This is a genomic window from Microtetraspora fusca, from assembly GCF_001570365.1.
Taxonomy (GTDB): Bacteria; Actinomycetota; Actinomycetes; order Streptosporangiales; family Streptosporangiaceae; genus Microtetraspora; species Microtetraspora fusca.
The window spans coordinates 386,015-398,276 of the sequence record NZ_BBYK01000040.1; the positions used below are offsets into that span (position 1 = coordinate 386,015).

Consider the following 12,262-nt stretch of genomic DNA (forward strand, 5'->3'; position numbering starts at 1 on the left):
TCTCGTCCCTCCGGACGAAACGGACTCCCCCTACGGTGTGCCCCGGCGGCGAGACGGCCGGGGCCCGGAAACTCCGGCATCGGCCGTCCCCTGTCATGTGCTTCCGCCGCTCAGGAGGCCGGACACCTGACGGCCGAGGGAGCCGCGTTCGTGCCGGACCAGCCCGCGCCGAAGCCGAACGTCGTGCTCGCGCCGGGCGCGAGGGCACCGTTCCAGCTCAGGTTCCGCACGCTGACCGCGGAGCCGGTCGAGTAAACGACCTGGAGCCCGGAGTCACCCGGCGCCCAGACGAACCGGCTGCCGTCCGCCGCCGCGGCGACGGTGCCGCCCTTGTTGAGAATAGTCAGAATCTTGAACCGCCGGACACCGCCGGACACCGCCGGTCGACGACCGCCGAGAGCCGCATATGGGAGAACCGCACGCACACCCGCGGACTACATGGCTGAGGCCAGGTCGGCGAGCAGGTCGGGGATGACGAGTTCCTCCTCGACGCGTACGGCGCGCCGCGCCATCGCCCTGGCGAGTTCCGGGTCCCAGGGCGTCGCGCAGGGGCGGCCGGTCAGCGGCGCCGACGAGGGCGCCGCCTCGTAGGCCGACACGTCGAAGCGCCACGGCCGGAAGCCGAACCGCTCGTACACGGCGGAGGCGATGGCGACGCCGCCCCAATCGAAGTCCCCGTGGTAGGCGAACGCGGCGCCTCCGGACGAGAGGAGATCCAGCAGCCGCCAGACGGCCGTCGACGGCCTGCCGCCCGTGCAGACGAGCGGCGGGCAGGAGGGGCCGAGCTCGTCGGCCGCGGCGGCCACGACGACGGGGTTCTCGCAGACCCTGACCAGACCGGCGGTCAGCGGACTCTCGTGGCGGCGAAGCTGGCGAAGGGTCAGCACGCAGGGCTCCCCCGCGTCCGCCGCCGCCTTGAGCACGCGTCCCATGGGCGTGTGGCGGTCGCCGGGCAGGCCCAGGCAGAGCACAAGGGAGGACAGATCGTCGAGGTGGACCCCGACCGCGGCCCACGCCGCGCGCCGGGCGTCCGCTCCGCCGTCGTTCGCGTACAACCGCCCTCCCAGCGCGCGGGCCGCCGAGAGCGCGAGTGTGGCCAGCGGACGTCCCTCGTCCAGCGCGTGGGCGTCACCGCAGGTTTCCGAGGCCAGGCGGCCGATGGGGATGCCCGGGGACGGCAGCCGGTCCAGCACCGCGGTGAGGCGGTCGAGCAGCGGCCGCGCGTCCTCGGCCGCCGGAGCCAGCCGCCTGACCAGCCCGGTGCTCTCCAGCCACGAACGCCAGCCGGACAGCTCAGGGCGGCGGCCGACGAGAGCGTCGAGCTCCGCGAACGCCCGCTGCCAGGCCGCCGCCCGCGTCGCGCTCTCCACCGCCAGGTCGCGGACCGGACCGCGGAGCCGTACGACGGCCTCGCGCAGCCCCTCGGGCGCGACCCCACTGGTGCGCAGCATCCGGTCCACGTCGTCGAGGGAGACCGACACCGAACCGCCGGAACCCGCACGGCGTCCGAGCAGCAGCTCGACCGCGCGACGCTGGGCCGCGGACGCCCGGGTGAGAGTGACCGTTCCGCTCAGCGGCCTGCCCTGCTCCAGGCGGCGGTGGACCCGCTCGACGAGCCAGGCCGTCTCGTCACCGCCCAGCAACCGCCGTAGCCGGTCGTCGTCATCGCTCATCCGAACAGCCCGTCCTGTGCTCCTTCGATCGCCGCCTCGACGCGGGAACCACTCGCGGGCACCGCGACGGCCGGGCGATCCATCCGCCGCCGCTCATGTCCGTCCCAGCGCCAGGGGGTGACCAGGACCGCGTCGATGCCGTCACGGCGGGAGAGCTGGCAGATCGCCAAGCCGGGGACCTGCGGGTAGCAGCCCCACTCGCGCTCGCTGGTCATCACCACGTCCATGTCGAACGTGGCAAGCAGCCCCAGGCACTTGGCCCGTGAGTCGTCGTCGACGCCGGCGAACGCCTCGTCCAGGGCGACCAACCGCGGCGCGTACGGGCTGCCGGCGGATTTGTAGTGTGCCGAGGCGGCGGCGAAGAGCGGCACCGAGGCCGCCAGCACCCGCTCGCCGCCTGACGCGGGCCCGGTCGCGGCCCGCCACTGCCCGTCCTGCAGCCGCTGGATCGCGAACTCGTGCCAGGTGCGGTAGTCGAGGGCTCTGGTCAGCGCCTCGGTCCAGCCGGCGGCGGGGTTGCCGGCGTGCTCGCGGGCGATGCGGTCCTGAAGGAACGCGCCGACCGCGGACCTGTCGGCGACCGACCAGGCGTCCACCGTCTGCCGGAGTTTGTCACGGACCCGGTCCAGTCCTTCGGGCGCGCTTTTGGCGGGCTTCCAGACCAGGCGCAGGCGCATGCCGGTGGACGTGGGGCGGGACTCCAGCTCGGCGTTCATCTCCCGGACCTCGGACTCGGCCGCGGCGATCAACTCCTGCAGCGTCCCGGCGACTTCGTTGAGCAGGTGGTTCTCCAGGATCTCGCGCTCCTTGGCCGACAGGAGCCGGGCGCGGTGCTCGGACTCCTCGGCGAGCGCCGCGGCAAGGCTGGGAACGTCACGGCTGCGGCCCTGGAAGACCACGTCCACGATCATCACGCCGTCGTGCAGGGTGAGCCCGACCGAGTGTCCGTGCCTGGCCATGGAGTCCGACAGCAGTTTGTGCTCCTCGGCCACCTTTCTCTGCACCCGATCCCACGGACCGTCGCCGTCGTCCACCTGGCCCAGCTCGGCGTTGACCGTCCTGGCCAGGAGCACGGCCGGGGTGGCCGCCCACTCACCTGCCGCGTCGGGCACCCGCAGGTCGGGGAGTGCCACATGCAGCAGGCCGGTGGCGGTGAACGCCTGGAACTCCCGTACCGCGACATCCCGCGTCACGGCCGCGTCCGTGATCTGGGCGCGCAGCGTGTCGCGTGCTCCCTCGGCCTTGCCGCGTTCCTGCAGAGCGGCGTGCTCCCTGCGCCGGGCCTCGGCTTCGGCGCGGGCACGTTCGTCCAGCTCGTGTTCCACCTGTTCGAGCCGGCGGAACAGCTCCTCGACGGCCGTGCCGGCGGTCTCCACCAGGGCACGGTAGGTTTCGGCGGCGGCGTCGGCCTTCTCCCGTGCCGCGACCGCCAGCTCCGCCGCTTCGCCCAGCTGTCGCCCGATCAGGTCGAGGTCGTCCGCGGCTTCGCCGGCCGCCTCTCGGGCGGCGCGCCACGCCTGCCCGAGAGGCGACAGGCGGGCCAGGGCCAGCCGATAGTCGGTGACTCCCGCCTTGATCCGCGCCAGCGCATGGTGATCCACCGGCAGGCCGACGTCGCTCGCGAACTCGGCGGCCCGCTCCCCGGCGGCGTCCAGCTCGTTCTGGCGCGCGAGCACGACCTGGGTCGCGAGGGCGTGCTTGGCGTCCAGGTCGCGCCGCCTGTCGTGCTCGGCGGCGAGCTTGACCTGTGCCTCCCGCAGCGGCGAGTCCGCGGGCAGCGCCCGATGCTCGGCGGCGAGCTTCTCCCGCCGCGCCGCGAGCGTGTCGAGCTCGGCGCTCAGCCGGTCGATCCGCAGGGTGACCTCGTCCAGTTCCGCCCGGAGCACCGCGAGCCGGGCGCGCCGGGCCGCCTCTCGCGTCCCTTCGCCGATGTAGTGGGCGTCATCCTTGCGCCACGATCCGGCGAGCACGCCGTTGGCCCACCGGCCGTCCACGGCCACCCAGGTTCCGCCGTCGCCCGGGCCGAGTCCGATGCCGCGCAGCACGGCCTCGACGGCACTGTCGGCCAGCATCCCCGCCCGCGGATCGGCGCGGTCGACGGCCGGCCGCAGGACGACGGCGCACGACGCCCCGGGCAGCGGCTCGCCGGCCACAATGACGGTGTCGTCCTCCGCGACCAGCGTTCCCCCGGGCGTCACCCAGGCGTCGAGGACGCCCGCGGCTTCGAGCGCGGCCTCCAGCCCCGCCCGATGCTCAGCCGGCACGGCGTCGGCGAAGTCCACGACCTTCCACAGGGGAGCACCGGGGCGGTCGATCCTGGCCTGGGGCGCGCGCGTATGCGGTACGGGCGGGGCGTCGTGTCCACCGGCCTCCAGCCTGACTATCTCCTCCGTCAGCGACGCCGCGGCCTGCCGCGCCCCGCGCAGTTCGGCGTCCAACTCGGCGCCCAGACGGCCGAGCGCGTCGGTGGCGTTCCTGGCCGCGTCGCCGATCGCGGCTACGGCCGGATTGGGACCGTCGGCTGAGACGGCCCACGCCTCCACCGCTGTCAGCAGCTCGTCGGGGTCGTCCAGCCGCAGCTCGGTCAGCCCCGCCAGGTAGAGGGAGTAGGCCTGGAGAAGGTCGGCCGTCGCCGCCGACGTCATCCCCTCGGCGGCCGCGATGCGCTCGGCCGCGGCCTGCAGCTCGCCGGTCAGCCGGTCCACCTCGTCACGCGCCGAGGCGAGCCGCGACCGGGCCTGCTTCACATCGTCGATCAGTCGTTCCAGCTCGTTGATCGCCTGCTCCTGGCGGGCCGCCAGCGCTTCGGTCTCCCGGCGGGCCGCGGCCGCCTCGGACGGCGTGGCGGCGGCGTCCCAGCCGGCGATGGAGAGGTGTTCGGACTCGAGTGCGGCCGCGCGGGCGGCCGTGAGCGTCTGTTCCCGGGCCTGTTCCAGTTCCTGGGCCGCCTGGTCGGCCTTCTCCAGGGCGATGCGGGCCCGCTGCTCGCGACGCCGGGTCTCGCCGGAGAGGCGGTCCCGCTCCTGCTCACACCGTCGCGCGTGCGCAGCCAGCCGCTCGGCCTCCTCGCCGGTCTGCGTGAGCCGTTCCGCGTCCCGCATCTCCGGGCTCTGCCGCAGCGCTTCCCTGCGGGCCTCCAACAGGTTTCGCCGCGTCGCGAGCTCCTCGAGCAGCTCATGGGCCGCCGCCAGCTCCGCCTCCGCCGCCGCGTGCGCCGCCTCGACCTCGCCCAGGTCGCGACCGAGATGCTCGTACCGGCTCTGGGCCAGCCGCGGCACGGCCGCCTTGCGCTTGGCCGCGATCGCGGCGTACCGGCGGTAGTGGACGAGGAAGTCCGTCGCGGCCTTGCGCGCCTCCTCCAGCCCGCGCAGCGCGTCGCGCTCCTCGTCGAGGCCGCGGAACGCCTCGGCCACCGTCGCGATCAGGCCGGGGCTGAGCGGGGGCAGCGCCTCGGTGAGCGCCCGGGACAGCAGCTTCTCATCCGGCTTCTTGGAGAGCTGCGGCTGCCGCAACTGGATCAGCAGGTTCACCAGGGCCTCGTAACGGTGCTCACCGAGCCCGAACATGGCGTCGTCCACGGCCCTGCGGTAATCGGCGGCCCGGTCGTAGACCACGCCCCTGCCGTCGACCGCCTCGCGCAGCTTCTCCCGGGTGAGCGCCACCCCGGCCGCGGAGAGCAGGTGAAGCTCGGACCCGACGCGCTGGGACGTGACGAAGAACCAGTGCCGGACGATGCCGCGGTCCTTGACGGCCTTCATCCCGCAGCCGATCGTGCGGAACTCCTCGGTGCCGTCGGCGGCGCGGCGCCCGAACTCCATCCAGGTGTAGCCCAGCCGCTCCGGGTGCGGGTGCTTGCCGCCCAGCAGCAGGTTCCACTCCATCCGCTTCTGGCGGTCGCCGTCGGGCTCGACCCGGTGCGGAGCGAGCTCACCGTCGAGCAGGAATGGCAGCGTCAGAGCCAGCACCTTGGACTTGCCGGTGCCGTTGTTGCCGCGCAGCAGCAGGCGGCCGTCGTGGAAGTGGAACTCCTCGACGTCGTAGTAGAACATGTCGACGAGCCCGGCGCGCAACGGCTTCCAGCGCTCGGAGGTCGGGGAAGGCGGCATCACTGTCCTTTGATGACGGGTTCGTCGAGGGCATAGCGGGCGATCGCGGGAAGGCCCGCGGCGGAATCGGCTGTCACGCGTACCAGACGCAACGCGGTCAACTTGGCGAGCGCCGTGGCCAGCAGCCCGTCTTCGGCACCCGGCTCGGTCACTCCCTTGCGCCAGAACGAGGCGTGCTCGCGCGCGGCCCGCCGCACGAAGTCCTTCAGCTCCTCCATGCCGACCTCGTCGCGGGTGGCCAGATACTCGGCCACCAGAAGGGCCAGGTGCCCGTCGGTCCGCTGTTCGGGCATGCGCACATCGGTCAGCTCGTCCTCGGGATCCACCATCGCGACGCCCTCCGCGCGCACCTCGGCGACCAATCCGGTCGCTTCCTCGATCCGGCGGGTGATCGCGTGCCGCTGAGAGATCAGGTAGGCCCGTTCCGCCTCGTCCAGATCGTTCAGGTAGATCACCGGATCCTCGAGCAGCTTGCGAGTCAACCGGCGCCGTAGCGCGTGGTTGCGCAGGTCGTCCGTGTCGGGGACGGTCTCGGCGGTCAGCTCGGCCAGCCGCTCCTCGAAGGTGTCCGCCGTGATCATGGAGGGCCCGCGCGTGCCGGTGAGAAGCGCGGCCAACACCGGTCGGCGCACGTCGTACAGCACGTCGCCGCCCGTGGTCAGGTACGCATCCTCGTCGCCGGCGACCCGGCGCAGCACGCCCCAGCCGAGCAACGTCCGCGCCACGGTCACCAGGTCGGCGCGCTCGGCCCGGCTCTCGAGGGTGAAGTCGAAGTCCAGGTCGGGATCGGCCACGGCGGACAGCACCTCCTCGGCCAGTCGACCGAGCGTGGTCTGCGCGTCGGCCCGCTCCAGTACAGCGAGTGCCAGGCACAGCAGGACGTAGCGACGCCTGCCGTACGGCTCCCCGGCCTTTCCCCTGGCCGGGTGAGTGGCGTCGGCGGTGTCGGCGGCGGTCTTGAACAGCCGTGCCGTGCCCGAATCCACCGTCAGCCGCCAGCCGGTTTCCCGCGTGAGCCAGTCACGCAACTCGGCGAGGTGGCGGCGGACCAGCACCAGTGTCTCGGCGTCGTCCTCGGCCGTCAGCAGCGGCTTGGCCAGCAGAGCGCGCAGTGCCGTCCGCCGTTGGGCCGCCTCCTCCTCGGGCGTCATCGGGCGGCCATCAGATCGGTGATCTCGATCACGTGCTCCGGCCCGGTCAGGACGCCGTCCTCGGTGTGAATCTCGATCTCACCGCCGTCGGGAACCAGGGTCAGCCGTACCTCCATCGAGCCGTCGCCGGTAACCGTCTTCACCTCCGTCTCGTCGGGTCGCCGAGCCGCCAGCGCGTCGCCGAGCAGACCGAGAAAGAGCCGGAACGCGCGCGGATCGAGCACGTTCAGCTCCGACAGCAGGACCGGCCCGTCGGTGTGCAACCGGGCGCGGGCCGCGGCGGTCTCGGCGGCCTCCCGCTCGGCGTGCTCCAGCAGGAGCCTGCGGGCGTGGGCGCGGTCGGCCACCTTGTTCGGCTTGCCGCGACGTTCGTACGAGCCGGTACGGCGCAACTGCGGCGAGATCCTGATCGGCGGAGCCTCGCGCCAGGACGCGCCGGCCCCGACGTCGCGCCACTCTTCCAGAGTCGCGGCCGTGACGGTCAGGTGCCGAGCGGACGTCAGGCCGAACGCCGCCCGCCAGAGCCGGTGCATCGCCGCCTCGTCGGGCGCCTCGGCGAACCAGCGCGCCAGGGTGCGGAAATCCGCGGAGCGGTCCGAGCGGCCGGAGCGGCGCTCGTTGAGCAGCCCGACCGCGTCGATGAGCTGTTTGATCGCCGTGATCGCGGCCTGGCGCAGCAGTCGGGCCTGGGACGGCCGGCCCACGTCCGCGGAGACGAACCAGTCCTGCAGCCCCCGCCAGCGGTTGCGCCAGGACGAGAACGCCGCCTCCTCGGCCGTGGCGTACGCGTCCGCGGCCTCCTCCCTGTCGGGCACCGCGTCGGCGGCCTCACGGCGCGCGGCCAGCCTCAGCAGGCTCTCGTGGTCCGACGCCTCCAGCTCGGCGAGGAGCGCGGCGATCCGCGCGCCGGAGTTGGCGAGGTCGGCGATGAATCGGTTGATGTATTCGATCAGCCGCTCCTTGTAGGCGATGAACCCCGCCACGTCACCGTCGGAGAAGTCGATGGCCCGGCGCAGCGACGCCATGAACGCCTGCGCGTTGTCGGCCAGCGACGAGAACCGTTCAGTCAGGGAGAGCAGCAGCAGATGGACCCGGGCCGGATCGGGCTCGCCGTCCCGAGCCAGTACGGTCAGCGACCGCAGTTGGTCGGCGATGTCGCCCAACGCCACCGACTGCAGCACGCCGCGCCGTCCGATCGCCTCCTCGTAGAACGCGATCGCCTGCTCGGCGGCCTGACCTGCGGGAGTGAGCTGGAACAGATACCGCTTGCGGTGGAAATCCTCCACCGAGGTGACCCTGCCGGTGTCGGCGTCGGCCCGGAGGTTGCCCCACTCCCGCAGCTTCTCCAGGGCCTGTGCGAGGGAATCGTCGTTGGCCCGCCCCAGTTCCGCCGCCACGTCCTCCGGTCGAAGGTGCACGACGAAACGTTCTTTCGCCCGGGCGAAAGAACGCAGGATCTCCCGGTAGAAGGCCGCGTTGGGGGCGCTCAGGTGCGCGAAAGGCTGATGCTCCTGGGACGGCGGGGTCATGTATGCAGTCTCCCTTGGCGAAGAGAGTGCCGTGTCCCACTTGTCCCAGGACGTGGCCGAGGACGAGAGGAATCTCTCCGCCACGCCAGATCATCGGCGGCCCGATTGACCGGGTCGTCTGGACGGGGGCACGCCTCGGAAGGAGCGATTCTCCGGTGCACAAGCGGCTCATCACCGCCCATGGCAATCCCGGCATTCCCGGTCGATCAGCCCACCGGCCGGCTGCCCCTCAGGTACGGTGCCGGCCATGGCTGATCTTGCGGCGGGGCTGTACGAGCAAATCGTCACCGAAGGGCTGGCCCACGAGCTGAGCGGCCACGGCGACCTGGCTCAGCGGCGCGCGCTCACCCATGTCGAGGCCGCGGACGTGCTGACCGCCCACGTCGCCGCGCTCACCCGCAGGGCGCTGCGCTCGATGCGAGGCACCGACGCCGAGCGGCTGGCCGGCCAGGTCGAGCTGGCCAACCGGCTCGCCGCGGTCCTGGGCGAGGTCGCACAGGAGGATACGGTGGCGAGTTCGCGGGAGCTGCTGCTGGCCGTGACGCGCCACCGTACCCCGGCCGGCGAGCCCGTGTTCCCGCGGCGCCCGGAGACCCCGCTCGCGGCCAGCGCGTTGCTGGTCAACGGGCACGGGCAGCCGAGCGTTGGCCACGAGCTGAAGCGCGAGCTGGCCTCGGCGGACCAGGTCGACCTGCTGTGTGCCTTCGTCCGCTGGTATGGGGTGCGGATCCTCGAGGACGACCTGGCCGAGTTCGTACGGCGAGGCGGACGGCTGAGGGTCATCACGACCACCTACCGAGGGGCGACGGAACGCCGCGCGCTCGACCGGCTGGCCGAATTGGGCGCCACCGTCAAGATCTCCTACGAGACCAAGACCACCCGGCTGCACGCCAAGGCGTGGCTGTTCCGCAGGGAGACCGGCTTCTCCACCGCCTACGTCGGATCCTCGAACCTGTCCAAGTCCGCTCTGATCGACGGGTTGGAGTGGAACGTCCGACTGTCGGCGATGGAGCAGCCGCACCTGCTGGACACCTTCGCGGCCACCTTCGAGGAGTACTGGGGCGACCCGGCCTTCGAGAGCTACGACCCCACGTCGGGGGAGGATCGCGCGCGTCTGGATGAGGCGCTGGAGCTGGAGAGCGCCGGGCCGCGCGAGCTGCCGCTGGCGATCGCGTCCCTGGACGTACGCCCCTTCGGCTACCAGAGCGAGGTCCTGGCCGACCTCGCCGCCGAGCGGCAGGTCCACGACCGTTGGCACAACCTGGTGGTGATGGCCACCGGGACCGGCAAGACGGTGGTGTCCGCGCTGGACTACCGGGGGCTGCGCGAGGCGGGCGAGGTCGACTCGCTGCTCTTCGTCGCACACCGGGAGGAGATCCTCACCCAGAGCCAGGCCACCTTCCGGCACGTGCTGCGTGACGGCGCGTTCGGCGAGCTGTACGTCGGCGGGCGACGACCCGAGCAGTGGCGGCACGTGTTCGCCTCCATCCAGTCGCTGCACCGCCTCGACCTGGACCCGCTCGGCCCGGACGCGTTCGACATGGTGATCGTGGACGAGTTCCACCACGCCGAGGCGGCCACGTACGTCCGCCTGCTCGACCACCTCAAGCCGCGCGTGCTGCTGGGCCTGACCGCCACCCCCGAGCGGACCGACGGCCAGGACGTCAAGCGCTGGTTCGGCGGCCGGATCGCGGTCGAGCTGCGCCTGTGGGAGGCCGTCGAACGGCAGCTTCTGGCGCCGTTCCAGTACTTCGGCGTACACGATGGCGTGGACCTCTCCGCCGTGCCGTGGAAGCGCGGCCAGGGCTACGAGCTGGCCCGCCTCAGCAACGTGTTCACCGGCAACGACGCGCGCGTCCGCCTGGTGCTGGAAACGCTGCGTCGCAAGATCGGCGACGTCGCGCGGATGCGGGCGCTGGGCTTCTGCGTGAGCGTGGAACACGCCGAATACATGGCGCGGCGCTTCAGCGAGGCGGGCATCCCCGCCCTGGCCGTCACCTCCCGCACTCCGCGCACCGAACGGGAGGAAGGGCTGCGGAAGCTGCGGTCCCGTGAGGTCAACATCGTCTTCGCCGTCGACCTGTTCAACGAGGGCGTCGACATCCCCAGCATCGACACCGTTCTCCTCCTGCGCCCGACCGACAGTGCCACCGTCTTCCTGCAGCAGCTCGGCCGCGGACTGCGCCTCGATGACGGCAAGGCCTGCCTGACCGTGCTGGACTTCATCGGCAACCAGCACCGCCGGTTCCGCTTCGACCGTCGTTACCGCGCGCTGACCGGCACCAGCCGTACGGGCGTCGCCCGCGAGGTCGAAGCGGGCTTCCCCACCCTGCCGCCCGGCTGCCACATCGACCTGGACCGCGAGGTCGCGCGGCTGGTGCTGAACAACATCCGCCAGTCGCTGAACCTGCGCTGGCCCGACCTGACCGACGAACTCGTCTCGCTGCCCGAACAGACCACCCTGGCCGCCTTCCTCGACGAGACCGGGTTGGAGCTGGAGGACCTCTACCGCCGCCGCCCCGGCTGGGCGGCGCTGCGCCGCGCGGCCGGCAGGGGCCGTACGCCCGGCCCCCTGGACGAGAAGATCGGCAAGGCGCTCGGCCGCATGCTCCACATCGACGACCCCGACCGGCTGGCCTTCATGCGCCTGCTGCGTGGCGGGGAGTCGCTCCGCGAGCGGCGGCTGCTCGCGATGCTCGACGTCGCGCTCTGGGGCGGCACCACGCCCTCGTCTACCGCAGAGGAGCGGCTGGCGGAGCTACTCGCCCACGCGGACCGGGTGAGCGAGCTGCTGGAACTGTCCGACCTGCTCGCGGAACGCCGCCAGCGTGTGACGCGTCCGCTGCCCGGAGACGTCCCCCTGCACATCCATGCCACATACAGCAAGAACGAGGCCCTGGCCGCTTTCGGTGTGGACAAACCCGCGCACATGCGTGAAGGCGTCAAATGGGTGCCCGAGGCGAACGCCGACCTGTTCTTCGTCACCATCGACAAGTCCGAGAGCCTCTTCTCACCGACGACCATGTACCACGACCGGGCCATCACCCCCTCCCTCTTCCAGTGGGAGTCCCAGTCCACGTTGCGCCGCACCAACCCCACGGCGTTGCGCTACCAGTCCGGACGGTCCGACGTCCACCTGTTCATCAGGGAGCACAAGCGGGAGGAGGGATTGGGCGCGCCGCCGTACCTGTATGCCGGGCCGATGACCTACGAGGACTGCGAAGGCGACCGGCCGGTGCGATTCCGCTGGCGCCTGGAGCACCCGCTCCCGTCGGACGTGTTCCACTTCGCCAAGGTCACGGCGGGCTGAGCTCTCCGGGTCGGGTTCACGCGTCGCCCGGCACGCGTAGCCAATGATCTCCGCGCGCCGCGGATACGCGGCGATGGTGGCCCACACCCGCCCCGGCTCCTCTCACGCCGAGACGCGGTCAGGTGGCCGCATCGAAACGTCCTCCTGATGCGTGACGGCGCGAGGCCGTAGCCGCACCAAGGAGGACGTCGTTCCGATCGGCAGGGCGCGGGACTTCACCGAGGACGGCGGGCCCGGCCTACCCGTGGCGATCGCGTCAAGGAGCCGGGGTCAGCCGAGGTCGGCGACCGCCTTGCTCACCGCGTTCGGGCCGTCGTACTCCCGGTCCGGGATCTTCTCCAGAGCACTGACCACTTCCTGCCCCGCGCCGTGGTCGCGGGCGACCTTGAGCAGGTCGGCCTGTCTCGCGGGATAGTCCACGCCCTTCAAGTCCTTCTGCAGCTGGATCGGATTCGGCTTGTTTCCCATGCCGTCCTCCTCCGTTCCGGTCGTC

7 protein-coding genes are annotated in these 12,262 nt (G+C 72.1%); 1 reads left to right on the forward strand and 6 read right to left on the reverse strand.

Going from position 1 to position 12,262, the window contains the following annotated elements; all coding sequences use genetic code 11:
* Positions 1 to 110 precede the first annotated feature (110 nt).
* Genes AWQ68_RS45635 through AWQ68_RS07190 form a run of 5 tightly spaced genes read right to left on the reverse strand, consistent with a single transcriptional unit; the run spans position 111 to position 8,459 of the window.
* Complete coding sequence (locus AWQ68_RS45635) at positions 111 to 377, reverse strand: cellulose binding domain-containing protein (protein WP_066936478.1); 267 nt, start codon at positions 375 to 377, stop codon at positions 111 to 113.
* A gap of 57 nt (positions 378 to 434) precedes the next feature.
* On the reverse strand, positions 435 to 1,673 hold the full coding sequence (locus tag AWQ68_RS07175; protein ID WP_066936481.1) for a TIGR02679 family protein: 1,239 nt from the start codon (positions 1,671 to 1,673) through the stop codon (positions 435 to 437).
* Positions 1,670 to 5,779 (reverse strand): TIGR02680 family protein, encoded by a 4,110-nt coding sequence (locus AWQ68_RS07180; RefSeq protein ID WP_066936484.1) that lies wholly within the window; start codon positions 5,777 to 5,779, stop codon positions 1,670 to 1,672. Before AWQ68_RS07180 ends, AWQ68_RS07175 begins: the two co-directional genes overlap by 4 nt.
* Positions 5,779 to 6,930, reverse strand: coding sequence for a TIGR02678 family protein (locus AWQ68_RS07185; protein WP_066936488.1), 1,152 nt, complete (start codon positions 6,928 to 6,930; stop codon positions 5,779 to 5,781). The genes AWQ68_RS07180 and AWQ68_RS07185 overlap by 1 nt, the downstream gene beginning before the upstream one ends.
* On the reverse strand, positions 6,927 to 8,459 hold the full coding sequence (locus tag AWQ68_RS07190; protein ID WP_066936491.1) for a TIGR02677 family protein: 1,533 nt from the start codon (positions 8,457 to 8,459) through the stop codon (positions 6,927 to 6,929). Before AWQ68_RS07190 ends, AWQ68_RS07185 begins: the two co-directional genes overlap by 4 nt.
* A gap of 247 nt (positions 8,460 to 8,706) precedes the next feature.
* Between AWQ68_RS07190 and AWQ68_RS07195 the strand changes: the two genes are divergently transcribed.
* Positions 8,707 to 11,769, forward strand: coding sequence for a DEAD/DEAH box helicase (locus AWQ68_RS07195; protein ID WP_066936494.1), 3,063 nt, complete (start codon positions 8,707 to 8,709; stop codon positions 11,767 to 11,769).
* A 270-nt stretch (positions 11,770 to 12,039) separates the two neighbouring features.
* On the opposite strand, the gene AWQ68_RS07200 is transcribed toward AWQ68_RS07195, so the two are convergent.
* Complete coding sequence (locus tag AWQ68_RS07200; protein WP_066936497.1) at positions 12,040 to 12,237, reverse strand: DUF2795 domain-containing protein; 198 nt, start codon at positions 12,235 to 12,237, stop codon at positions 12,040 to 12,042.
* Positions 12,238 to 12,262 lie beyond the last annotated feature (25 nt).